At 69.6% G+C, this 22767-nt stretch carries 19 protein-coding genes, 3 pseudogenes and 1 riboswitch; of the genes and pseudogenes, 11 read left to right on the top strand and 11 right to left on the bottom strand.

The window, feature by feature from the left end; translation table 11 throughout:
• Positions 1-152: 152 nt before the first annotated feature.
• The 4 genes from WB794_RS08385 to ybaK all read left to right on the top strand — a co-directional run bounded on the left by WB794_RS08385 (position 153) and on the right by ybaK (position 4717).
• Positions 153-803: an HNH endonuclease gene (locus WB794_RS08385; RefSeq protein ID WP_337335400.1), complete on the top strand. Its 651-nt coding sequence runs from the start codon at positions 153-155 to the stop codon at positions 801-803.
• A 191-nt stretch (positions 804-994) separates the two neighbouring features.
• Positions 995-2056 carry a hypothetical protein gene (locus tag WB794_RS08380; RefSeq protein ID WP_337335399.1) on the top strand — a complete coding sequence of 354 codons (1062 nt, stop codon included), beginning with the start codon at positions 995-997 and terminating at the stop codon, positions 2054-2056.
• A gap of 181 nt (positions 2057-2237) precedes the next feature.
• Positions 2238-4142: a 1-deoxy-D-xylulose-5-phosphate synthase gene (dxs, locus tag WB794_RS08375; protein WP_337335398.1), complete on the top strand. Its 1905-nt coding sequence runs from the start codon at positions 2238-2240 to the stop codon at positions 4140-4142.
• Between the two features lie 95 nt (positions 4143-4237).
• A complete protein-coding gene (gene ybaK / locus WB794_RS08370) occupies positions 4238-4717 on the top strand; it encodes a Cys-tRNA(Pro) deacylase (RefSeq protein WP_337335397.1) in 480 nt (159 codons plus the stop codon).
• A gap of 12 nt (positions 4718-4729) precedes the next feature.
• Here the strand turns inward: ybaK and rsmI are convergent, their stop codons facing one another.
• Positions 4730-5581, bottom strand: coding sequence for a 16S rRNA (cytidine(1402)-2'-O)-methyltransferase (gene rsmI, locus WB794_RS08365; RefSeq protein WP_337335396.1), 852 nt, complete (start codon positions 5579-5581; stop codon positions 4730-4732).
• On the opposite strand from rsmI, the gene WB794_RS08360 reads away from it, so the two are divergent.
• Both WB794_RS08360 and WB794_RS08355 read left to right on the top strand, forming a co-directional pair.
• A complete protein-coding gene (locus tag WB794_RS08360) occupies positions 5580-7487 on the top strand; it encodes a penicillin-binding protein activator (protein ID WP_337335395.1) in 1908 nt (635 codons plus the stop codon). The genes rsmI and WB794_RS08360 overlap by 2 nt on opposite strands.
• 8 nt (positions 7488-7495) lie before the next feature.
• On the top strand, positions 7496-7867 hold the full coding sequence (locus WB794_RS08355) for a YraN family protein (protein WP_337335394.1): 372 nt from the start codon (positions 7496-7498) through the stop codon (positions 7865-7867).
• Here the strand turns inward: WB794_RS08355 and WB794_RS08350 are convergent, their stop codons facing one another.
• From WB794_RS08350 to WB794_RS08325, 6 genes are read right to left on the bottom strand one after another with little or no spacing between them, the layout of a single operon-like run.
• A complete protein-coding gene (locus tag WB794_RS08350) occupies positions 7868-8356 on the bottom strand; it encodes a phosphatidylglycerophosphatase A family protein (RefSeq protein ID WP_337335393.1) in 489 nt (162 codons plus the stop codon). It lies immediately after the preceding gene.
• Positions 8353-9414 carry a thiamine-phosphate kinase gene (thiL, locus tag WB794_RS08345; RefSeq protein WP_337335392.1) on the bottom strand — a complete coding sequence of 354 codons (1062 nt, stop codon included), beginning with the start codon at positions 9412-9414 and terminating at the stop codon, positions 8353-8355. The genes WB794_RS08350 and thiL overlap by 4 nt, the downstream gene beginning before the upstream one ends.
• Before the next feature lie 11 nt (positions 9415-9425).
• Positions 9426-9896 carry a transcription antitermination factor NusB gene (nusB, locus tag WB794_RS08340; protein WP_337335391.1) on the bottom strand — a complete coding sequence of 157 codons (471 nt, stop codon included), beginning with the start codon at positions 9894-9896 and terminating at the stop codon, positions 9426-9428.
• On the bottom strand, positions 9893-10360 hold the full coding sequence (ribH, locus tag WB794_RS08335; RefSeq protein ID WP_337335390.1) for a 6,7-dimethyl-8-ribityllumazine synthase: 468 nt from the start codon (positions 10358-10360) through the stop codon (positions 9893-9895). The genes nusB and ribH overlap by 4 nt, the downstream gene beginning before the upstream one ends.
• A 28-nt stretch (positions 10361-10388) precedes the next feature.
• Positions 10389-11489, bottom strand: coding sequence for a 3,4-dihydroxy-2-butanone-4-phosphate synthase (ribB, locus tag WB794_RS08330; protein ID WP_337335389.1), 1101 nt, complete (start codon positions 11487-11489; stop codon positions 10389-10391).
• Positions 11486-12088 carry a riboflavin synthase gene (locus tag WB794_RS08325; RefSeq protein ID WP_337335388.1) on the bottom strand — a complete coding sequence of 201 codons (603 nt, stop codon included), beginning with the start codon at positions 12086-12088 and terminating at the stop codon, positions 11486-11488. The genes ribB and WB794_RS08325 overlap by 4 nt, the downstream gene beginning before the upstream one ends.
• Before the next feature lie 61 nt (positions 12089-12149).
• Positions 12150-12294: riboswitch (FMN riboswitch) on the bottom strand.
• Between the two features lie 254 nt (positions 12295-12548).
• On the opposite strand from WB794_RS08325, the pseudogene WB794_RS13525 reads away from it, so the two are divergent.
• The 3 genes and pseudogenes from WB794_RS13525 to WB794_RS08305 all read left to right on the top strand — a co-directional run.
• A pseudogene (locus WB794_RS13525) lies at positions 12549-14750 on the top strand (endonuclease); the annotation flags it as partial.
• Positions 14751-14768: 18 nt separating this feature from the next.
• A pseudogene (locus WB794_RS08310) lies at positions 14769-15023 on the top strand (Ig-like domain-containing protein); the annotation flags it as partial.
• Entirely contained in the window at positions 15021-15314 is a 294-nt protein-coding gene (locus WB794_RS08305) for an InlB B-repeat-containing protein (protein ID WP_337335420.1), read from the top strand. The pseudogene WB794_RS08310 and the gene WB794_RS08305, both read left to right, overlap by 3 nt.
• Before the next feature lie 219 nt (positions 15315-15533).
• Here WB794_RS08305 and WB794_RS08300 read toward each other — a convergent pair whose 3' ends face one another.
• Positions 15534-16316, bottom strand: a complete 783-nt coding sequence (locus tag WB794_RS08300) for a hypothetical protein (protein ID WP_337335387.1) — start codon at positions 16314-16316, stop codon at positions 15534-15536.
• 219 nt (positions 16317-16535) lie between these two features.
• On the opposite strand from WB794_RS08300, the gene WB794_RS08295 reads away from it, so the two are divergent.
• Positions 16536-17174 (top strand): cold shock domain-containing protein, encoded by a 639-nt coding sequence (locus WB794_RS08295; RefSeq protein ID WP_337335386.1) that lies wholly within the window; start codon positions 16536-16538, stop codon positions 17172-17174.
• Positions 17175-17218: 44 nt separating this feature from the next.
• Here the strand turns inward: WB794_RS08295 and WB794_RS08290 are convergent, their stop codons facing one another.
• The 3 genes from WB794_RS08290 to rplS form a co-directional block, all read right to left on the bottom strand.
• Positions 17219-18004, bottom strand: a complete 786-nt coding sequence (locus WB794_RS08290; protein ID WP_337335385.1) for an NRDE family protein — start codon at positions 18002-18004, stop codon at positions 17219-17221.
• 34 nt (positions 18005-18038) lie between these two features.
• Positions 18039-19913: a molecular chaperone HtpG gene (htpG, locus tag WB794_RS08285; RefSeq protein ID WP_337335384.1), complete on the bottom strand. Its 1875-nt coding sequence runs from the start codon at positions 19911-19913 to the stop codon at positions 18039-18041.
• A 140-nt stretch (positions 19914-20053) separates the two neighbouring features.
• The gene (gene rplS / locus WB794_RS08280) at positions 20054-20422 is read right to left on the bottom strand and encodes a 50S ribosomal protein L19 (protein ID WP_337335383.1); all 369 of its coding nucleotides are present in this window, start codon (positions 20420-20422) and stop codon (positions 20054-20056) included.
• A gap of 420 nt (positions 20423-20842) precedes the next feature.
• On the opposite strand from rplS, the pseudogene acs reads away from it, so the two are divergent.
• Positions 20843-22762, top strand: a pseudogene (acs, locus tag WB794_RS08275) (acetate--CoA ligase); the annotation flags it as partial.
• Positions 22763-22767 lie beyond the last annotated feature (5 nt).

Below are 22767 nucleotides of genomic sequence, written 5' to 3'. Positions count from 1 at the left end.
GAGAAATCGCGAGCAAGCCCGCTCCCACAAAATCATCCTGCCCACGTCGGGGCGTGATGCTGCCGCGCAGGAGCGACCTTGGTCGCGATGGGGCCGCGACTCGTCGCGGCGCGTGCGCGGTGCCGGCCGGGTGGTTTATGCTCAGGCTTCCAATGACCACCTTGCCCGCCTCGTCATGTGAACCCGCACTCGCCGCCGGTCCGGCGATCTGGCTGGTTTCCGGCAGCGAGCGCAACCTGCCGCGGGTGCTCTCGCTCGATGCCTACGGGCGCATCGTCGATTGGATCACCTGGCGCGAAGCCGCCCACCTGTACGCCCGCGATGCGGTCGCCTGGACCCTCGGCGATCCCTGCTTCATCCTGCGCGGCGGCATCAACCGCATCACCGGGCAGCAGAGCCGCCTGGACCTGCACCCCATCGTCGCGGCGCGCGGCCACGCGCGGGCGAGTGCCGCACCGCCCTCGCCGGCGCTCAACAACGCTGCGCTGTTCGCCCGCGACACGCACCTGTGCCTCTACTGCGGGCAGGAGTTTTCGCGCTACCAGCTCACCCGCGACCACGTCGTGCCGCGCTCGCAGGGCGGGCGTGACATCTGGGAAAACGTCGTCACCGCCTGCCTGTCGTGCAACACCCGCAAGGGCGGGCGCACGCCGGCACAGGCGCACATGCCGCTTCTGGCCGTGCCCTACCGGCCAAGCTGGGTGGAACACCTGATCCTCTCCAACCGCAACATCCTGGCCGATCAGATGGATTTTCTGCGCAGTCATCTGCCGCGCCGGCCGCGACGGGCGATCCTGCAGTAGGCGATCCGGATACGTGCGCATCACGGCACATCAGCCGTGCCGCCGCGCCCTCAAATTGACCAGAACCGCCGCGTCGCCAATAATTTGCGGTCGGTCCTGCGCTGCCGTGACAGGGCGCGTCCGCAGCCACGGCGGTGCCGCCACGCCATCCGGCCGATCCCGCTGCACCGCAGCTTGCCTCAGGGGACAACATGAACCAGCCCGCCTCGGTGTTCTTCACCGGCATGGACGCTTCCGATGCCGAACAGCTCGCCGCCCTGTTCCAGGAAATCAACCGCCGCAGCGGCAACCGCTGGACGCTTGCCGGCGATGCCGACAGCGCCTCGGTGCTGGTGATCGACGTCGACACCCTCTACGGCCACATGACCTGGCTGCGTGCGCAGAGCTCCGGCCAGACCATCGTCGCGCTCACCGGTGGCGAGACCGCGGACGCGGATCACGTGCTGAATCGCCCGGTCACAGCGGAGGCCATGCGCCGCGTGCTGCACGGCCTCTCCGCCGCGCACCCGCCGACGTCCACGCCGAGCGAACCGGCACCAGCACCTGCACCGCCCCCTGCGGCCCGCGCCGCTGAAACCATCACTGACGCTGCGCCGGCTCCGGCGAAGGTGCCCGAAGCGCAGACGCCCCCTGCCGTCGAGCGGCCTGCGCCCGTGCCTGTGCAGACTCCCGTGCCAGACCGGCCGACCGAGCGTCGCCTGATCGACCTGATGCTGTCGGGAGAGGCCGGCGACGGCCCGTGCCGGCTCGAACTGCCGGGCCTGCCGCCGCTGCTATTCGACCTGACGCGAAAGGTCTTCCTGTGCGGCAGCGGCATCAAGACCTACCTGCCGCACGCCCAGGCCATCCTCGGGAACGGCGCAATCGAGCGTATCTCGAACGACGAGTTCGACACGCGGCGGCGCGAGATCGGCGACGCCCAGCCGATCGGCCGCCTGCTGTGGCTGGCGGCGCTGGGCGGCAGCGGCGGGGAAATCCCGGACGCCGCGCCCGATGCGCGCTATCGCCTCAACAAGTGGCCGCAGATCGAACGCGAGTTTCCCAGGCACTTCCGCATCGCCACCGCGATGATGAAGGGCTTCCAGGCCCCGTCCGAGCTGGCCGAGCAGAGCGGCGCGGCCGTGGCGGAGGTCAACGACTTCATTGCCGCCAGCCTCGTGTCGGGGCATGCGGAAGTCGAGGCGCCGGCGAGCGCCGAGGCTGCGGCACCGGCGCAGAAGAGCCTGCTGGAGCGCCTGCGGGGAGCACGCTGAAGCGGGCGCAGGCTCCCGGACCACCCCGTCGTGCCCGCACAGGTGCACGACGGGCCACGGCTTCGCCAGCATGCGCCTTGCCCCGGCCACGACGGGGCAGGACAATCAGACTTCCGCCCGGACGGCTGCCCGCAGCCCCGGGGCTTTTCGCGCCCGCGCAGCCGCGGGCCATGGCAGACCGATGACCGATCCTTCCCGCTACCCGCGCCTTTCGCGCATCACCACCCCGGCCGACCTGCGCCAGTTCGCGGAGGACGAGCTGCCAGAGGTCGCCGCCGAACTGCGCAGCCACCTGATCGACACCGTGGCGCGCGCCGGCGGCCATTTCGGCGCGGGGCTGGGCGTGATCGAACTCACCTGCGCCCTGCACTACCTCTACGACACGCCCGAGGACCGCATCGTCTGGGACGTGGGCCACCAGACCTATCCGCACAAGATTCTCACCGGACGGCGCGACAGCATCCACACCGTGAAGCAGAAGGACGGGGTGGCACCGTTCCCGCGGCGCGAGGAGAGCCCCTACGACACCTTCGGCGTGGGCCACTCCTCCACCTCGATCTCCGCCGCGCTGGGCATGGCGATCGCGCTGCAGCAGCGCGGCGAGACGCGCCAGGTTGTCGCGGTGATCGGCGACGGCGCGATGACCGCCGGCATGGCCTTCGAAGCCCTCAACCACGCCGGAGGCATGGAGTCCGAGCCCAACATTCTGGTGGTCCTCAATGACAACCGGATGTCGATCTCGGAAAACGTCGGCGCCCTGACCAAGATGCTCGGCCGGCTCTCGGGCAACCGCACGCTCAACGCGCTGCGTGAAGGCGGCAAGAAGCTGCTGGGCGACAAGCGCGGCGGCCCGGCGCGCTTCGTGCGGCGCTGGGAAGGCCACTGGAAGGGCATGTTCGTGCCCTCGACGATGTTCGAGGAAATGGGCTTCCACTACACCGGCCCGATCGACGGCCACGACCTGCCGGCGCTGCTCACCACGCTCAAGACGCTCAAGGAACTCAAGGGGCCGCAGCTGCTGCACGTCATCACCACCAAGGGCAAGGGCTACGACCCGGCCGAGGGCGACCAGATCCAGTACCACGCGGTGGGGCCGTTCGACCCCAGCGTCGGCGTGGTGAAGAAGCCGCCGCCGGCCAAGCGCACCTACACGGAAATCTTCGGCGACTGGCTGTGCGACATGGCCGCCGCCGATCCGCGCCTGATGGGCATCACCCCGGCAATGCGCGAAGGTTCGGGGCTGGTGCGCTTCTCGCAGGAGTTCCCCGAGCGCTACTTCGACGTCGCCATCGCCGAACAGCACGCGGTCACGCTCGCCGCCGGGATGGCCTGCGAAGGTGCAAAGCCCGTCGTTGCGATCTACTCCACCTTCCTGCAGCGCGGCTACGACCAGCTGATACACGACGTGGCGATCCAGAACCTCGACGTCACCTTCGCCATCGATCGGGCCGGTCTGGTCGGCCCGGACGGCGCCACGCACTCCGGCAGCTTCGATCTTTCCTTCCTGCGCTGCATCCCGAACCTCGTGGTGATGGCGCCGTCGGACGAGAACGAGTGCCGGCGCATGCTCAGCACCGGGCTCCGGCATTCCGGCCCGGCGGCGGTGCGCTATCCGCGCGGAACCGGACCGGGGGCGGCGCTGGAGGCAGGTCTGGAACCGCTTCCGATCGGTCAGGCCAACGTGCGCCGGCGCGGACGCGCGCTGGCCATCCTGAGCTTCGGCACCCTGCTTCCCGCCGCCGAAGCCGCCGGGCGCGCGCTCGACCTCACCGTGGTCGACATGCGCTTCGTCAAGCCGCTCGACCACGACCTCCTGCTGGAGCTGGCGCGCCACCTCGAGGGCTTCGTGACCCTCGAGGACAACGCCATCGCGGGCGGCGCGGGCAGCGCCGTGGCCGAATTCCTCGCCGAGCAGGGCATCGCCATGCCGATCCTGCACCTCGGCCTGCCCGATGCGTTCCTGGAACATGCCACCCGCGAAGAGCTGCTGGCCCAGTGCGGTCTGGACGCCAGCGGGGTGCAGTCCGCGATCCAGAAGCGCTGGCCCGACCTGCTGCAGATCGCCAGCCAGCGCGCCACCGGCTGACCTGCATCGATCGGGCCCGGCGCGGATGGCCCGATCGCGCGAAGCCGGAATCACGCGAAGCCGGAATCGACACCTTCCACTGCACTCACGATCGCATGAGCCACGCCACTCCCGCCACCCGCGCGCTGGACACCGCCAGGCAGCCCTACCGCCTGCATGACTACGCCTACGATCCCGCCGCCGCCAACATCGGCCGGCACGCGGCCGCCGCGCTGGGCGCGGACCCGGCGCGGATGTTCAAGACCCTGATGGTGGCGCTCGACGGCAAGCCGGCCTGCGCGATCCTGCCGGTGGACCACGAGCTGAGCCTCAAGAAATTCGCCGCGGCGCTGGGCGGCAAGCACGCGACGATGCTGCCTGCGGCAGACGCCGAGCGCATCACCGGCTACCGCATCGGCGGCATCAGCCCGTTCGGGCGCAGGAAGGCGGTTCCGGTTGCGCTCGATGCCAGCGCGCTTCCGCACGCCACCCTTCTCTGCAACGGCGGTCAGCGCGGCCTGATGATCGAAGTGGTGCCGCAGGTCGTCGTGGAGATGCTTTCCGCGATCGTTGCCCCGATCGCCGCCGACGCCTGAGCGGGATGCCGCTCAGTCCGGTACCGCGGCATCCGCCGCCGCGTACAGCCGCTTGCGCGGCGCGCCGCTGATCTCGGCCGCCAGGCGCGCGGCCTGCGACGGCGGCAGGTATTCGCGCAGCAGCGAGAAGGCGCGCCGGCCCAGTGCCAGCGCCTCGCCGCCGTCTTCTTCGGGCGCGCCTTCCACGATCAGCACGAATTCGCCGCGATTCTGGTCGGCGTCTTCCGCCAGACGCTTCGCCAGCGCCGGCAGGCTGCCGTCGAGCACGGTCTCGAAACGCTTGGTCAGCTCCCGCGCCAGCGCCGCATGCCGCTCCGGCCCGAAGGCCTGCGCCGCATCGGCCAGGGTCTCGGCGATGCGGTGGCTGGATTCGTAGAAGATCAGGGTGCGCGGCTCGGCCGCCAGCGCCTGGAGCCGCGCACGGCGCGCGGCGGCCTTGCTCGGAAGGAAGCCCTCGAAGGCGAAGCGGTCGCTGGCGATGCCGGCCACCGACAGCGCCGCGATCGCGGCGCAGGCGCCGGGCACCGGGCTCACCGCAATGCCGGCATCGCGCGCGGCGCGCACCAGGCGGAATCCCGGATCGGAGACCAGCGGCGTGCCGGCGTCGGACACCAGCGCAATGTTCTCCCCCGCCAGCATCTGCGCCACCAGCTGGGCCGACTGCGCGGCCTCGTTGTGCTCGTGCAGCGCCACCAGCGTGGCACGCGCACCAAACGCGGCCAGCAGCTGCTGGGTGTGTCGGGTGTCCTCGGCGGCGATCCTGTCCACGCCGCGCAGCACGTCGAGCGCACGCGGCGAAAGGTCTCCGAGGTTGCCGATCGGGGTGGCCACGACGTGCAGACGGCCAGGAATGGTGCGGGACATGGATTCTCCTGGCGAGGCGGCGGGCGAGGATCGCGACGACGACCGGGCGCGCCGGAATGATTGGGTATCATTCCACCTTCGCCTTCCCAACGTCCACGCCACCATGCCGCGAATCCTCACGCGTCTCGTCCCGCTGCTCCTCGCCTGCGTCCTGCCGCTGGCCGGCTGCGACTCCGTTCCGACCCGTGCCATGCCCGATGCGGCGCAGGTCGCCGAACGCGATTTTGCCGCCGGCGAGTACGCGCGCGCGGCCGAAGGCTTCCTGGAGGCCGCCGCCTGGAGCCGCAGCCAACGCGACGCACTGCACCTGCGGGCGGCCGAAGCCTGGCGCGAGGAGGGTGACCTGGAGCGCGCCGGCAAGGTGCTCGATGGCATCTCCGCGCGGCGCTTCGACGCCGACGCGCGCGAACGCTTCCTGCTGCTGCAGGTCGAAGTCGCGCTCGCGCGCAGCGATGCGCCGCGCGCGCTCGGCCTGCTGGAAGAACTCGGGCCGCAGGTCGGCGAGCGCCACGCGCTGCGCCGCCTGGAGCTTTCCGCACGCGCCGAAGAGGCCGACGGCAACCGGTTCCAGGCTGCGCTGCTGCGCGCCGAACTGGGCGAACGCCTGCCTGTGGCCGAACGCCGCGTCAACGCGCGGCAGATCCAGAATCTTCTTACGCGCGTGGATGACGCGGCGCTGGCCTTCGGTGCCGCCTCGCTGCAGGCCCGCCACCCGCTGTATCCGCACGCGGCGCGGGCGCTGACCAAGCGCGGCCTGCCGCTGCCGCATCCGCTCGCCGATGCGCTGGCGCAAAGCGATGGCGATGGCTATCGCCCCTACGCCCGCATTGCCGTGCTGCTGCCGCTGGGCAGCGGCATCGATGCCGCCGCGCAGGCGGTGCGCGACGGCTTCATCGCCGGCTATCTGGAGGAAACCCGGAGCCGACCCGAGGTGCGCATCTATGCCACCGGCAACGACGCTGAAAGCGCCCTCGCCGCGCTGCAGGCCGCCCGCCGCGACGGTGCCCAGGCCATCGTCGGCCCGCTCGGAAAGGAGGAAGTGGCATCGGTGTTCGAGACAGAGCGCGAAGGAACGCTCCCGATGCTGGCGCTCAACCGCGGCAGCAGCGCGCCGCCGCCGCCGGGCAGCCTCAGCTTTGCGCTGGCACCCGAAGACGAAGGCGTGGCCGCCGCCAACCGCATCGCGCGCCGCGCGGGGCTGCGCGTGCTGGTGATCCGTGGCGATGACGAGTACGGGCAGCGCGCCGCCGCGGCGCTCGGTCAGCGCATGGAGCAGCGCGGCGGACAGGTCGCCGCCACCGTCCGGATTCCCGAGGACAGTCCCAACTATGGCCCCGCCATCGCGGCGGCGCTGCCGCAGCTGGGCGCGCGCGCCGTCGCGGCCGATGGCGACACGCGGATCGAGGAAAACCGGCTGGCGCTGGATGCCGACGCCATCTTCTTCGCCGGCCGCGCCGACCAGGCGCGGCTGCTGGTGCCACAGCTTCGGGTAGCCGGCATCTACGACCTGCCGATCTATGCCACCTCGCAGATCACCGCCGGTGCCGGCAACGCGCGCCTGGATCGGGAGCTGGACGGCATCGAGTTCACCGAATCACCCTGGCTCTTCGGCGAGGTGGCGGGCACCCCGACGCACGAATCGCTTGCCGGGCTTGATACCGCGCACGGCGGCGCGATGCGGCTGTTCGCCTTCGGGCTGGATGCATTCCGCCTGATCGGCTACCTCGACCACCTGGCAGGCGACCCGCGCGCCTCGCTCGATGGGGCCACCGGACGCCTGCGATCCGACGGGCTGGGCCAGATCATCCGCACGCCGGCCTGGGCGCGATTCCGCGGCGGGCGCATCCTGCCGGCCGTCGATGCCCGCGGCCTGATCGGCGACGAACTCGAGTTCGACCCGCGCTGACCGGCACCGTGACCACGCGCGATACCGGCCAGGCATTCGAGCACGCCGCCCGCGCGCATCTGGAGCGTGCGGGCCTCAGCGCCATCGCCAGCAACGTCGGCTACCGCTTCGGCGAGCTGGACCTGGTGATGCGCGAAGGCGACGCGATCGCCTTCATCGAGGTGCGATACCGCCGCGATGCCCGTTTCGGCGGAGCACCGCTGTCGGTGACGGCAGCCAAGCGCCGCCGCATCGCGCAGGCCGCCAGTGCCTGGCTGGCGGCGCACCCGTCCGAGGCGCGCCGCCCCTGCCGCTTCGACGTGGTGGCCATCTCGGGCACGCCGCAGCAGCCGCAGATCGAATGGATCCGCGGCGCGTTCACGCTCGACGATCTGGGCTGATCAACCGACCAGCCAGCCCAGTCCCTGCACCGCCGCCAGCGCGTAGAGTCCGGCCAGCACGTCATCGAGCATGGTGCCGAATCCGCCCGTCAGGTTGCGGTCGGCCCAGCGCACCGGCCAGGGCTTGGCGATATCGAAGAAGCGGAACAGGAGGAAGCCGGCCGCAGCGAAATGCCAGCCGTCCGGCAGCGCGGCGAGCGCGATCCACAGGCCGACGAACTCGTCCCAGACCACCAGCCCGGGGTCTTCCACGCCGAGCCGCCGCATCGCCCAGCCGCAGGCCCAGCAGCCCAGCGCGAAGGCAAGCGCGAGGGCGATGAGGTAGTACGGCAACGGCAGCTCGCGCAGCGCCAGCCACGGAATCAGCGCCGCGAGCGAACCGAAGGTGCCCGGTGCGGCAGGCACCAGACCCGAGCCGAAGCCGCTGGCGATCCAGCCCGCCGGATGCCTCAGCAGGACGCGCGCCGCGCCGGGGATGCGTCGGCTCATGGCACCTTGTCCATGAAGTGCTCCCAGCCTGCGCGATCGAAGTCGACCGGCACACCGTCGGCATCCAGCACGCGCACGCCTTCGCCGGCAACGACGCGGCCGATGCGGGTAACAGCAGGGAAAGCCCCCCTCACCCCAGCCCACTCTCCCGCCAGCGGGGGAGAGGGAGTGATGGGCAGTGCACCACGGAACTCCGGCGGGAAAATCGCTCGCAGCGTCTCCCAGCGCTCCGACGGCACGGTGAATACCAGCTCGTAGTCGTCGCCACCGGTGGCCTGACAGCGCAGCCGTTCAGCGGGATCGAGCAGCGTCCGCAGCGCGGCAGAGGCCGGCAGCGCCTCGGCGTCGAGCTCGATGCCCACGCCGCTGGCGCGTGCGATGTGTCCCAGGTCGGCGAGAAGGCCGTCGGACACGTCGATCACAGCATTCGCCACGCCGCGCAGCGCCTGCCCCAGCGCGATGCGCGGCGTCGGACGATGCAGGCGGTCACGCAGGGACATCGGAAAATCATCGTCGCTGCGGCCTTCGCCCGGATGGCGCGGGCCCATCGGCCGCAGGTGTTCCAGCGCCGCCGAGGCATCACCCAGCGTACCGCTGACGAACACCGCATCGCCCGGTCGCGCGCCTGCGCGCGTGAGCGCCTGCCCGCGCGGCACGCAGCCCAGCGCGGTCACGCAGATCGACAGCGGCCCCGAGGTCGTGTCGCCGCCCACCAGCGCCGTGCCGGCCGCATCGGCCAGCGCCGAAAAGCCGCGCATGAAGGCGTCGACGAAGTCCGCATCGGCGCGCGGCAGCGTCAGCGACAGCAGCGCCCAGGCCGGGCGCGCGCCCATCGCGGCCAGGTCGGAAAGATTGACCGCCAGTGCCTTCCAGCCGATGTCGGCCGGATCGGTGCCCGGCAGGAAGTGGACGCCCTCGTTGAGCGCATCGCAGCAGGCCACCAGCTGTTCGCCCGCAGGCACCTCCAGCAGCGCGGCATCGTCGCCGATGCCCAGGGCCACGTCGCCGCGCGCGCCGGCGCGCGCCGTGAGCCGCGCGATCAGGTCGAACTCGGCCATGGCGGCCGCCGTCAGCGCCCGCTGCCCACTTCCGCCCCGCGCCACTGCGCGGCGGCGCGGTCCAGCACGCCGTTGACGTAGCTGTGCCCGTGATCGGCACCAAAGCGCTTGGTGGTCTCGATGGCCTCGTTGAGCACCACGCGATACGGCACATCGACGCGAAACAGCAGCTCGTAGGCGGCCAGGCGCAGCACGCCGCGCTCGATCGGGTCGATCTGGGCAATGTCGCGATCCACGAAGCGGCGCAGCTCCTCGTCGATTTTCGCAAGGTTGGCGTCCACCCCGCGCAAGAGGTCCTCGAAATACGCGAGGTCGGCAATGTCCATGTCCTGCTCGCTGCGGAACTGTTCGATCACCTGGGCAATGCGCTGTCCCGACATCTGCCAGGCGTAGATCGCCTGCAGCGCGCGGCGGCGGGCGCGCGAGCGCGCGGCCGGGTCGATGCCGTCGGGTCGCGCGCGGCGCGTCGGGGTGCCTGTCATGCCAACTGCTCCAGAAGATCGGCCATTTCCATCGCGGCCAGCGCCGCCTCCTCGCCCTTGTTGCCGTGCTTGCCGCCGGCGCGTGCCACGGCGTCCTCGTGGTGCTCGACCGCCAGTACGCCATTGGTCACCGGCACGCCGTGATCCAGCGCCACGCGCATCAGCGCCTGCGCACAACCGTCGGCCACCTGTTCATAGTGCCGGGTATCGCCGCGCACCACGCAGCCCAGCGCGATCAGGGCATCGTACTCGCCCTGCATCGCCAGCCGCGCGGCGACCTGCGGGATTTCCCACGCGCCCGGCACGCGGATCACCGCCACCCGCGCGTCCGCCACGCCGTGATCGCGCAGCGTCACCCGCGCCGCTTCCACCAGCGCATCGACGATGCGCGGATTCCAGCGGCTGGCGACGATGGCGAAGCGCGCGCCGGCGCGAACACGGATCTGGCCTTCGATGGCGGGCATGGCAGGAACATCACGGGAAAGCGCCATTTTAGCCGCCGTGGCCCGGCTCGGCGTAACCGGCGATTTCCAGACCGAATCCCGCCAGCGCCACCTGCCGGCGCGGGGTGCCGAGCACGCGCAGCCGGCGCGCGCCCAGATCGGCCAGGATCTGCGCGCCGACGCCGTTGCGCCGCCACTGCGCCGGGCCTTCCACGGCCGCCTGCGCTTCACCGCGCAGGCGCGCCAGCAGCCCGTCCGGTTCGGCGACGGCGCTGAGCACCACCACGATGCCGCTGGCCGAGGCCGCGATCGCCGCCAGCGCCTGCGACAGCGAGATGCCCAGATCCTCGCGCTCGACGCGCAAAAGGTCGGTCAGCCCGTTCTCGACGTGCACCCGCACCAGCGTCTCGCCGCTGGCGGCCGGATCGCCGTGCACGAAGGCAAAGTGCAGCGCGCCGTCGATCAGGTCGCGGTAGCTGGCCAGGGTGAAGCGGCCGGCGTCGGTCTGCACCTCGCGCAGGTCCACCCGCTCGATGCCGCGCTCGGTGCGCAGCCGATACTGGATGAGGTCGGCGATGGTGCCGATCTTCAGGCCGTGCTCGCGCGCGAACACTTCCAGCTGCGGGCGGCGCGCCATGGTGCCGTCGGCGTTGAGGATTTCCACGATCACGCCGGCCGGCTCCAGCCCCGCCAGGCGCGCCAGATCGACCGCGGCCTCGGTATGGCCGGCGCGGCGCAGCACGCCGCCGGGCTGGGCGATCAGCGGGAACACGTGGCCGGGCTGGTGGAGGTCGTCCGCGTCCGCCTCGGCGCGCACCGCGGTCTGGATGGTGTGGGCGCGATCGGCCGCGGAAATGCCGGTGGTGACGCCCTGCGCGGCCTCGATCGACACCGTGAACGCGGTGCGGAACTGCGAGCGGTTCTCGCGCGCCATCAGCGGCAGCCCGAGCCGCTCGCAGCGCCCGCGCGTCATCGGCAGGCACACCAGTCCGCGTCCGTGGGTCACCATGAAGTTGATGTCCTCCGGCCGCACCAGACTCGCCGCCATCACCAGGTCGCCCTCGTTCTCGCGGTCCTCGTCATCGACGACGACCACCATGCGCCCGGCGCGGATGTCTTCGACCAGTTCGGGAATCGTCGCAAAGCTCATGCCGGCGTCTCCTGCGCGAACAGGCGCTCGGCATAGCGCGCCATCAGGTCCACCTCGATGTTCACCGCGTCGCCCGTCATGCGCCGCGAGAAGGTGGTGGCCGCCTGCGTGTGCGGAATCAGGTTGACCTCGAATTCGTCGCCATCCACCGCGTTCACCGTGAGGCTGACGCCGTCCAGGCAGACCGAACCCTTGCGCGCGATGTAGCGCGCCAGCCCCGAAGGCACGCGGAAGCACCAGCGCTGCGAACGCGCATCCGATTCGGTGCCGATCACCTCGGCCATCCCGTCCACGTGCCCGGTCACCAGATGCCCGCCCAGGCGATCAGCCAGGCGCAGCGCCTTCTCCAGGTTCACCGCATCGCCCTCGCCCGCATCGCCCAGGGTGGTCAGGCCCAGGGTTTCATTGGAGACATCGGCGGAAAAACCATGCGCCGAAGGCTCCAGCGCGGTCAGGCAGACGCCCGCAACCGCGATGCTGTCGCCGGGGGAAACATCGGAAAGATCGAGCGAACCTGCGTCGATGTGCAAGCGCACGTCGCCGCCGCGCGGCTCGATGCGCGCGATGTGGCCGATGGCCTGGATGATGCCGGTAAACATGGTCGTTCTCCGCAATGCGAAAAACGCCGTCAAGGCCTGCGCCGCGCCGGAATCGGACGCGGGCTGTCTTCTTTCATCCGGACTGTGACCGTCGGCTCCGGCATCGGACCGGATCTGCTGACCTTGCGCCTGGCGCAAGCGCTCGCGGGCTCGTCGCTGCGCGACCTACCGCCGGTGGGGACTTCCACCCCGCCCTGAAGACGTTCCCCGCACGCGGTGCGGGGCCGTGAATGATAGCGGATGCGGCGGATCGGGGCTGAACGGGGCTGCACGCCGTGGCAGTGCCTCAAGGCCCGCACCGCACCGCACCGCACCCGCACCGCATCCTGCTGCGAGGCGGCCGACCTCCGGTTATCATGCGCGGTCGTCCGCAGGCCAGGGGTTCTCCGGACACGGCCGCCCGTGCGCGGGCAACACCGGATCGCGACCGCGATCCTTGATCGGATATCGGGGAAGAGGAATGAAAGCAAGGTATTTGCGCGGCCTGCTGGCCGTGATGGCGATGGCATTGCCGCTGGCGGCGATGGCGCAGCAGGCGGGGAGCGGCGCGGTATCGCTGGCCGGCCCGGGCGCGGGGGCGTCGGAGGACTTCGATACGCTGGCCTCGGCACACAACACGACATCGTCGCTGCTGCCCGCGGGCTGGTATTTCCTGGAAACGGGCAACAGCAGCGCCAACAACACCTATTTGGTCGACGATGGCAGTTCGCCTTCCGGCAACACCTTCAGCTACGGCAGCGAGGGCTCCAGCGAACGCGCCCTCGGCGCGCTGGGTTCGGGCAGCGTCGTCACCACGCTGGGCGCGCAGCTGCGCAACGACAGCGGTGCGACGGTCACCGAGCTGGCCGTTGGTTTCCACGTCGAACAGTGGCGGCTGGGCGACCTCAACAGTGCCGATCGGCTGAGCTTTGCCTACAGCACCGACGCCACCGCGCTCAATACCGGCAACTGGACCGCTCTGGCGGCGCTGGACGCGATCTCGCCAGTCACCACGGGCACGTCCGGCCAGAAGCTCGACGGAAACCTCGCGGCCAACCGCGCGCCGGTATCGGGCACGATTTCCGGCCTGAGCCTCGCGCCGAACGCGGTGCTGTGGGTGCGCTGGGCCGACGCCAACGACCTGGGCGTGGACGACGCGCTCGCCATCGACGATCTCGTCTTCGGCACCCCGATCGACGTGCCACCGACCCTGGTGTCGAGCACCCCGGCGCACAACGCCACCGACTTCCCGGTCAACGCCGCGCTCTCGCTGAGCTTCTCCGAGCCGGTGGACGTCAGCGGCACCTGGTTCGAAATCCAGTGCACCAGCACCGGCTACCGCACCCCCTCCAACGTCCTGGTCAGCGGCGGTCCGACGCAGTATTTCCTGACCCCGGCGACGATCTTCGCCGTGGGCGAGAGCTGCGACCTGAGCTTCGACACCGACTTCATCGTCGATCGAGGTGCCAATGGCTACACCCTGACCGATCCGGGCACGATCCACTTCACGACGGTCGCGCCGCCGCCCAACGTCCTGCCGACCGTGGCCGGCACGGTGCCGACGCACGGTGCCAGCAACTTCCCCTCGGCCGGCGACCTCAAGGTGACCTTCAGCGAGCCGGTCGTCGCGGACGCTGGGGCGTTCAGCCTCGCCTGCGCCGCCTCCACCGGCATCGTGCTGACCCCGACCACCAGCGACGGCGGGGTGAACTTCAGCATCGACACCGGCACCGCGCTGGTGGCCGGCGACGCGTGCAGCTTCACCATCCACGCCGCCGCCATCATGGATCTGGACGGCGGCGCGATGGCGGCCGACGTCATCATCGACTTCACCGTGCTGGATATCGGCAACGTCGGTGCCTACTACGAGAACGTCAACCTGGCCTCGCCGCAGATGCTGCGCTGCTCGCTGCACGAAACCATCAAGGGCCACACGAAGTACCCCTACAGCGGCGGCACCACCAACACCTGGACGATCCTGGAAGTCGCGCAGGAAGACCCGGCCAACTCCAATCGCATCATCGACGTGTACCGCAACCGCTCCTACGCCAAGGGCAGCGACCGCGCCGGCACCGGTTCCGGCCTCACCTACAACCGCGAGCACTCCTGGCCCAACTCGCTGGGCTTTGGCAACAGCGACCTTGCCGCCTACACCGACACCCACATGCTGTGGCTGTCCGATACCGACCAGAACTCGGCGCGCGGCAACATGCCTTACGCCAACTGCCCCGCGTCGAGCGGCTGCCTGGAACTCGGCACCGAGATCAACGGAGGCGTCGGCGGACCCGGCCAGTCGAACTGGTACAAGGGGCCGAACGGCAACACCGGCTCGTTCCAGACCTGGAACCACCGCAAGGGCGAAATGGCACGCGCCATGTTCTACATGGCGATCCGCTACGAGGGCATCGCGTCCGAAGATGGCCACGACGGCGACACGCCGGACCTGGAGCTGACCGACAACCGCAGCCAGATCGTGATCACCTCCAACACCGCGGCCAAGGCCTACATGGGCCTGCTCAGCGACCTTCTGGCCTGGCACGCGGACGACCTGCCCGACGTCGAAGAAGTCATCCGCAACGGCGTGATCCAGAGCTTCCAGAACAACCGCAACCCGTTCGTGGACCACCCCGAGTGGGTGACGCCGGCGCTGTTCGCCTCCACCCAGCCGGCGACCTGCGCGCTCAACCTCAACGCCCCGGCCGCCAATGACGACAGCTATGCGGTGGCGCAGGGCGGCACGCTCAGCGTCGCAGCCGCCAGCGGCGTGCTGGTCAACGACAGCGACGCCGAGGGCGCACCGCTTTCGGCGCAGGTTGCGACCGCGCCCAGCCACGGCAGCCTCGCCCTGGTCGCCAACGGCGGCTTCACCTACACCCCGCAGGCGAGCTTCTGCGGCAGCGACAGCTTCAGCTACCGCGCCTCCGACGGCACCCGCGTATCGACGCCGGCCACGGTGACGGTCGCTGTCGGCAGCAGCTGCGCCGGCGGGTTCACCGTCACGGCGACCTCCGGCGGCAACGGCACGATCACGCCTGCCTCCCAGACGGTGACCTCCGGCGGCACCGCCAGCTTCACGGTCACGCCGGCGACCGGCTACCTGGTCGCCAGCGTGGCGGGCGACACCTGCACCGTCACCGGATCGGGCACCAGCTACAGCGCGGCCAACATCCAGGCCAACTGCGCGGTAACTGCGACCTTTGCGATCATTCCACCTGACGCGATCTTCGCCGACGGCTTCGAGAACTGATCCCGAATGCCTGACACGCAGCGGCCCGGAGCAATCCGGGCCGTTGTCGTTTCCGCCGTGGGATCCAGCCGTCGCGCCCGCTCCCGGACGCCGCTGCGCGATGTGCCCGATGCGTTCGATTCGGCCGGAATCCCGTCGTGCAAACCAACGCCGCCAGCGAAACCAGAGCCCGTTTCGGCAGGTTCGATGCTCGCATCGCAGTGGTGGTGCCGCATCCGCTCATCCGGCAGCGCCGGGAATCCTCTCCACGCCGTGGATGCGGCCATCCCGGATCAGCCAGGTACGTCCGTTCGGGGTGGTGGTGACGTACATCGCCTTGCCCGCCATGCGGCTGATGTAGACGTGCAGTTCGTTCGGCAACAGGCCGCGGTCCTCGGCAAACAGCATCGCGTCCGAGCCCTTTTTGTTCTGCACGATGACGCACTCGGAGGCCAGCGCTTGCACCTGCGTCACGGCGTCGCCGGACGCTGAAAGCTCGATGCGATAGCTGCCGCCCAGAACGTACACGTCCGCGAACGCGGCACGCGGCAATACATAGGCGTGCCAGCCATCATCCGCCGGCAGCACCAGCGTTTCCACTTCGTTGGAACACGTGGTGCGCTGCACCTCCCGCGCCGTGCGACCAATGGCGTGCTGCATCGCCAGATCCGCGCTCAGGGGCTCGGCGTCGATCGCCTCCAGCGCCTCGCGAATCCTGCCGGAACGATCCACCGCCGCCCGATACAACCCCACCGGCGCACCGTCCCGGGTGCCGACATAGGTGATCCGGACAACATCCGGCTGCACGTCTGCCACCCAGCCCTGCACGCGCCCGTCGCGCCGGAAGGCGCGAGACCGCTCGCCCTCCTTTGCCGCCGCCTGCACCGCGCGGTCGATCTGATACAGCGATGTGCCCAACTCCTCCGCCGTGCGCAGCCAGGCCTCGTCCTGCGCCTGCGCGGGCACGAACATCGGCGGGAGCGCCAGAGCTGCAACCGCCACGATTCGGATACGCCAGGCCATGTCGTCCTTCCTTCCACGTCGGTGATGCCGGCCAATATTGCATCGCAGCATTACGGCCGTATCTCAATTCGCGTCATGAAAAGGTCACGGAAGCCGGGCCGCTTCGTGTGGCCGTCCGCGACGGCGGCGAGGTAACCTACCCGTCACGAAGCCATCCTGCCTGCGTCCATGTGGGCATCGTCCGCCGCGACCGCGCGGCCCGCCCCCGGACAAGACGCCATGGCACCATCGCAGATCGGAACGCTGAGCCGCTGGATCGAGGAGCGCGGCTTCGGCTTCATCACGCCCAAGGCGGGCGGTGAAGACGTGTTCGTACACATCTCGGCGCTGCCGCGCGGCTCGCGACCGGAAATTGGCACGACGGTTTCCTTCGAGATGGAAACGGCCCCCGACGGCCGCCGGCGCGCCGTCCGGGTACGTCTGCCCCAGACGCTGGCCCTCGAACCTGTCGAACGGCACCGTCCGTCGTCACGGCCTCACACCGAGCACCATTCACCGCGCCCCGCACACGCACCGCGCTCGCATGACGCACGGCCGCGCCGCCAAAAGAGCTCTCTGCCGCGCCGCGCGCTGGTGCTGGCGATCGCGGCGACGGCTGCCTACGCCGGTGCGGCGTGGTTCCAGGAGCGCAACGCATTCGCGCCGCCTGCGGCGGAGCGCGCGGCGACGCGGCCGCAATCCAGCCGCGAGCCGGCACAGGCCGCAGCCTCGCCGTTCCAGTGCGACGGCCGTATCCACTGCAGCCAGATGCGCTCGTGCGACGAGGCGAAGTTCTTCATTCGCAACTGTCCGGGCACGCAGATGGACGGGGACCGTGACGGCGTGCCCTGCGAAAGCCAATGGTGCTCGGGGTGGTAAGCCGCGTGACGGACAAACATCGCGATCCGCCCGGGCCGGATGCCTCAGCCCTCGCGACCAGGCCGCCAGCCTTCACCGCGACGGTGATGCCACGCGGATCGTCCTGAGGCCCGACCGCCGGCACCGAAACCCAGTTCGACCAGCCGCAGCGCGCCGTCGCCGCCCTGCTCCACCAGGGTGCTGGCGCGGGTGCCGTAGTCGGTGCCGGCGATGAAGATCGGCGACAGCTGGCGCTCGCGCTCCAGACCGAAGCCGGTGTCGGGAAGCTGCGCGTCGGGAGCCGGTTCCGGATCGCGCAGCAGGGCCAGCAGGTCGTCGTCGCCCGCGCCGTGCGCGAGCGCGTCGGCCACCGCCGCGCGGATGCGGCGCATCTTCGGCCAGTCGCGGTCGATCGGGCCGTTGCTGATCGCGTGCAGGCCCGGCTCCAGACCACGCACGGTGCGGGTGGTGCCATCGAAGGCGAAAGCCCCTGCGGCGTCGCCGAGTACGAGGTTGAAGGGCGCGTAATCGTCGATGTGCCCACGCAGTGCGTCCAGCCACGATGCGGCGTCCTCGCCACCGCGCACGAAGCGGCTCACCAGCTCCCCGCGCGAGCGCGGTGCCGGCTGCGGCAGTCCGTTGCGCAGGTTGGTGACGGCGGCGAAGCGCCCGTCGCCACGAACCGCCAGCCAGCTCCCGCCGGCCACGAGGTCGCGTCCGCCGACCACACCCGGATCATCCTCCCAGGGCGCGGCCGGAGCGGCCGCGCGCGCGTGGAATTCGTCGCGGTTGGCCAGGAGCAGCATGCGGCTGCCCGGCCGCGCCGCGATGCCGACCAGGATCAGGCACACGGCGCGATTCGCTGGTTGGCGGACGGGCGCGGGTTCATCCCAGCAGCAGCGCGTTCATGCGACGCACGAAGGCGGCCGGATCGTCCAGCGCCGCGCCTTCGGCAAGCTGCGCCTGTTCAAAAAGCAGCAGCCCCAGGTCGTCGCGCCTGGCCGGGTCGGTTTCGGTGTCGTAGCGCTGCAGCAGCGGGTGCGCGGGATTGATTTCCAGCGCGGGCTTGCCTGCAGGCACGTCGTGGCCGGCGGCCTTGAGCAGGCGCTGCATGTGCAGGCCCATGTCGTGTTCGCCCATCACCAGGCAGGCGGGCGAATCGGTCAGGCGCTGCGACACCCGCACTTCGCTCACCCGCTCACCCAGCGAGGCGGCGAGCTTGCCGACCACGCCCTCGGCGGCCTTGGCGATCGCTTCCTGCTGTTCCGTGCCCGCACCGCCCTCGCCCAATTCGGCACGGCCCAGCGCGCCTTTGGCGACGTTGCGCAGCTTCCTGCCCTCGTACTCGGCAAGGTAGCCGATGGCCCATTCGTCGATGCGCTCGTGCAGCAGCAGCACTTCCACGCCATGCGCAGCCAGCCCTTCCAGCTGCGGGCTGTGGCGCACGGCGTTCCAGCCGTCGGCGCTGAGGTAGTTGATCGTCTCCTGCCCCGGCTTCATGCGGGTGAGGTAGTCATCGAGCGACACCAGGGTGTCGCGCTCGCCGCTGTGGGTGGAAGCGAAGCGCAGCAGTTTGGCGATGCGCGCGCTGTTGGACGGGTCTTCGGCAAGGCCCTCCTTGAGGACCGCACCGAACGCGCGCCAGAAGTCGGCGTACTTTTCCGGCTCATCGCGCGCGGTCTTTTCCAGAAGGTCCAATACGCGACGGGTCAGCGCGCTCCTGAGCTTCTCGACCTGGCGGCTGCCCTGCAGGATCTCGCGGCTGACGTTGAGCGGAAGATCGTCCGAATCGACCACGCCGCGCACGAAGCGCAGGTAGTTGGGCAGCATGTCCTCGGCGGCGTCCATGATGAAGACGCGCTTGATGTAGAGCTTCAGGCCCTTGCGCGCATCGCGCTCGAAGCCGAAATCGAACGGCGCGCGCGCCGGGATGAACAGGAGCGAGGTGAAGTTCTGGTTGCCTTCGACCCGATTGTGGCTCCACGCCAGCGCGTCGCCGAAGTCATGGCTGACGTGCTTGTAGAAAGCCTGGTATTCCTCGTCGGAAATTTCAGCCTTGGGCCGGGTCCACAGCGCCGCCGCCTGGTTGACGGGCTCGAACTCGGCGGTGGGCTGTCCGTCCTTTTCCACCGGCATGCGGATCGGAAAACCGATGTGGTCCGAATAGGTGCGCACCAGCGAGCGCAGGGTCCAGCCGTCGAGGAACTCGTCCTCGCCCTCCTTGAGGTGGAGCACGATGGTGGTGCCGCGCTCGGCCTGGCTCGCCGGGGCGAGCGTGAAGCGCCCGTCGCCCGAGGATTCCCAGGTGAAGGACTCGTCGCTGCCGGCGCGGCGGCTGGTGACCGTGACCCTGTCGGCCACGATGAAGGCGGCGTAGAAACCCACGCCGAACTGGCCGATGAGCTGGGCGTCGGCCTTCTGCGCCTCACCCAGCGCCTCCAGGAACTGGCGCGTGCCCGAGCGTGCGATGGTGCCTAGGTTGTCGATCAGCTCCTGCCGCGACATGCCGATGCCGCTGTCGGCAACGGTCAGGGTGCGCGCGTCCTTGTCGAAGGACAGGTCGATGCGCAGTTCCGGCTGGTCGCCGTAGAGCTCGGGCGCCTTGAGCGCCTCGAAGCGCAGCTTGTCGCAGGCGTCCGATGCGTTGGACACCAGCTCGCGCAGGAAAATGTTCTTGTTGGAGTACAGCGAATGGACGACCAGTCGCAGCACCTGCTGCACGTCGGACTGGAACTCGAAACTTTGGGCGTCGGTGGTCATGGGGCTCATTCCGGAAGATCAGGCGGATTGCCTGCAGATGGGCCTGGCGACGCGGATTTTCAAGGTGTCGGAAACGCCGACGGCCGCTTGCGCGGCCGTCGCGTGAGCCCTGTGCGGCCCGGTGCTGCGGTTGAAGCGGATCAGTTGGCCTTGGCGTTCGCGCTCAGGTCTTCCTTGATGCGCGCGGCCTTGCCCTGCAGGTCGCGCAGGTAGTAGAGCTTGGCAGCGCGAACCGCGCCACGGCGCTTGACCTCGACCGAGTCGATCGCCGGCGAATGGGTCTGGAACACGCGCTCCACGCCGGTGCCGTGCGAAATCTTGCGCACCGTGAAGGCCGAGTTCAGGCCGCGGTTGCGCTTGGCGATCACCACGCCTTCATAGGCCTGGATGCGCTCGCGGTTGCCTTCCTTCACCTTGACGTTGACGATGACGGTATCGCCCGGGCCGAACGTCGGCAGTTGGCGCTGGGCCTGCTCGGCCTCGAATTCCTGGATGAGCTTGCTGGTCATGATGGCACCGACCCGACGTGCGGGACTGATTGAGTGGGTTGAATCGGAAACGCGCCCGGGAAACCGGGACGTGCCGGCACAGGAACGCCGGCTGCCGCATGGGCAGTCGCGCATTGTAGCGACGAACCGGGGCGCATGACAAGTTGCGCGCTGCGGCCGCCTTCGCGGTCTGCGCCGGCGCCCCCCAACGCCCGCAAATGACGCGAAAAATCACCATGAAATCAATATTTTGGACAATACAATCCGCGCGGGAACATGCTGGGACAGTCACGCGACGCAGGACCTGCCGCCATCCGTCCGCGCCGTGCCCAACACGCATCGACCAAGGTCTAAGCCCGTGAATGGCAAGAGATTGCCGGGAACGCGCTACCCTTGACCGTGACCCTTCAGCCCGTTCGCAAGTCAAGGAAAGGTGCACCCATGAACCAGGAACGCGTCCATACCGCTTCGCCCGACTTCATCGCCCAGGCCAACATCAAGCCGGACGATTACCGACGAATGTACCGCGAGTCGATCGAGAACCCGGATGCGTTCTGGACGAACGTTGCCAAGCGGCTCGACTGGTATCGCTTTCCGACCGATATCCGCGATGTCTCCTACCGGCCCGACGATCTGCACGTGCGCTGGTATCAGGACGGCCGGATCAACGCCTCGGTGAACTGCCTGGATCGCCACCTGGCCGCGCGCGGTGACAAGACCGCGATCATCTGGGAAGGCGACGACCCGTCCAAGTCCGAACGCATCAGCTACCGCGACCTGCACGCCCGGGTCTGCCGCCTCGCCAACGCGCTGCGCAACCTCGGCGTGAAAAAGGGCGACTTCGTGGTGATCTACCTGCCAATGATTCCGGAAGCGGCGGTCGCGATGCTGGCCTGTGCGCGCATCGGCGCGCCGCACTGCGTGGTTTTCGGCGGTTTCTCGCCCGATTCGCTCGGCACCCGCATCGCCGACTGCAGCCCCAAGGTGATCATCACCGCCGACGAGGGCCTGCGCGGCGGCCGTCCGGTGGCGCTCAAGGCCAACGTGGACAAGGCGCTGCAGCGCCCGGATACCCACACGGTCGAAACCGTGGTGGTGGTGCGCCACACTGGCAACCCGGTGAACATGCAGTCGCCGCGCGACCGCTGGTACGACACCCTGGTCGAAGGCCAGCCGGCCGTCTGCGAGCCGGAAGTGATGGACGCCGAGGATCCGCTCTTCATCCTGCACACCTCCGGCTCCACCGGAAAGCCCAAGGGCGTGCTGCACACCACCGGCGGCTATCTGGTACACACCTCCTTCACCCACGAGGTGATTTTCGACCTCAAGGAAGACGACGTGTACTGGTGCACCGCGGACGTGGGCTGGGTCACCGGCCACAGCTACATCGTCTACGGGCCGCTCGCCAACGGCGCTACCACGGTGATCTTCGAGGGCGTGCCGAACTATCCGGACTTCAGCCGCTTCTGGCAGGTCGTCGACAAACACCAGGTCACCATCTTCTACACCGCGCCCACCGCGATCCGCGCGCTGATGCGCGAAGGCGAGGCACCGGTGGCGAAGACCTCGCGTGCCAGCCTGCGGCTCCTGGGCAGCGTCGGCGAACCGATCAATCCGGAGGCCTGGGAGTGGTACCACCGCGTGGTGGGCGAGGGCCGCTGTCCGATCGTGGACACCTGGTGGCAGACCGAGAACGGCGGCATCCTCATTTCCGCCATCCCCGGCGCGATTCCGCAGAAGCCCGGCTCGGCGACCCTGCCGTTCTTCGGCGTCGAGCCGGCCATCGTGGACAACGAGGGCAAGGTGCTGGAAGGCGTCGCCGAGGGCAACCTCGTGATCCTCAGCTCCTGGCCCGGCCAGTTCCGCACGGTCTACGGTGACCCCAAGCGCTACAAGGACTACTTCACCACCTACCCCGGCACCTATTTCAGCGGCGACGGCTGCCGGCGCGATGCCGACGGCTACTACTGGATCACCGGCCGGGTGGACGATGTGATCAACGTGTCGGGCCACCGCATGGGCACGGCGGAAGTGGAAAGCGCGCTGGTGGCGCACCCGAGGGTGGCCGAGGCCGCCGTGGTCGGCTTCCCGCACGATATCAAGGGCCAGGGCATCTACGCCTACGTCACCCTCAACGCCGGCGAGCAGCCGAGCGAGGAACTGCGCCGCGAACTCGTGGCCTGGGTGCGCAAGGAAATCGGCCCGATCGCCACGCCCGACCACCTGCAGTGGGCCGCGGCGATGCCCAAGACGCGCTCGGGCAAGATCATGCGCCGCATCCTGCGCAAGATCGCGGAAAACGCGCCCGAGCAGCTCGGCGACACCACCACCCTGGCCGACCCCAGTGTGGTCCAAACGCTGGTCAA

This window comes from Denitratimonas tolerans, from assembly GCF_037203605.1.
Lineage (GTDB): Bacteria > Pseudomonadota > Gammaproteobacteria > Xanthomonadales > Xanthomonadaceae > Denitratimonas > Denitratimonas tolerans.
The sequence above is the reverse complement of the archived record's forward strand: the minus strand, read 5'-3'. Positions and strand labels throughout refer to the sequence as shown.

Coding starts and splice junctions, on each gene's coding strand:
- WB794_RS08385 (WP_337335400.1), top strand. CDS start 153: ATGACCACCTTGCCCGCCTCGTCATGTGAACCCGCACTCGCCGCCGGT.
- WB794_RS08380 (WP_337335399.1), top strand. CDS start 995: ATGAACCAGCCCGCCTCGGTGTTCTTCACCGGCATGGACGCTTCCGAT.
- dxs (WP_337335398.1), top strand. CDS start 2,238: ATGACCGATCCTTCCCGCTACCCGCGCCTTTCGCGCATCACCACCCCG.
- ybaK (WP_337335397.1), top strand. CDS start 4,238: ATGAGCCACGCCACTCCCGCCACCCGCGCGCTGGACACCGCCAGGCAG.
- WB794_RS08360 (WP_337335395.1), top strand. CDS start 5,580: ATGGATTCTCCTGGCGAGGCGGCGGGCGAGGATCGCGACGACGACCGG.
- rsmI (WP_337335396.1), bottom strand. CDS start 5,581: ATGTCCCGCACCATTCCTGGCCGTCTGCACGTCGTGGCCACCCCGATC.
- WB794_RS08350 (WP_337335393.1), bottom strand. CDS start 8,356: ATGAGCCGACGCATCCCCGGCGCGGCGCGCGTCCTGCTGAGGCATCCG.
- thiL (WP_337335392.1), bottom strand. CDS start 9,414: ATGGCCGAGTTCGACCTGATCGCGCGGCTCACGGCGCGCGCCGGCGCG.
- nusB (WP_337335391.1), bottom strand. CDS start 9,896: ATGACAGGCACCCCGACGCGCCGCGCGCGACCCGACGGCATCGACCCG.
- ribH (WP_337335390.1), bottom strand. CDS start 10,360: ATGCCCGCCATCGAAGGCCAGATCCGTGTTCGCGCCGGCGCGCGCTTC.
- ribB (WP_337335389.1), bottom strand. CDS start 11,489: ATGAGCTTTGCGACGATTCCCGAACTGGTCGAAGACATCCGCGCCGGG.
- WB794_RS08325 (WP_337335388.1), bottom strand. CDS start 12,088: ATGTTTACCGGCATCATCCAGGCCATCGGCCACATCGCGCGCATCGAG.
- WB794_RS08300 (WP_337335387.1), bottom strand. CDS start 16,316: ATGGCCTGGCGTATCCGAATCGTGGCGGTTGCAGCTCTGGCGCTCCCG.
- WB794_RS08295 (WP_337335386.1), top strand. CDS start 16,536: ATGGCACCATCGCAGATCGGAACGCTGAGCCGCTGGATCGAGGAGCGC.
- htpG (WP_337335384.1), bottom strand. CDS start 19,913: ATGACCACCGACGCCCAAAGTTTCGAGTTCCAGTCCGACGTGCAGCAG.
- rplS (WP_337335383.1), bottom strand. CDS start 20,422: ATGACCAGCAAGCTCATCCAGGAATTCGAGGCCGAGCAGGCCCAGCGC.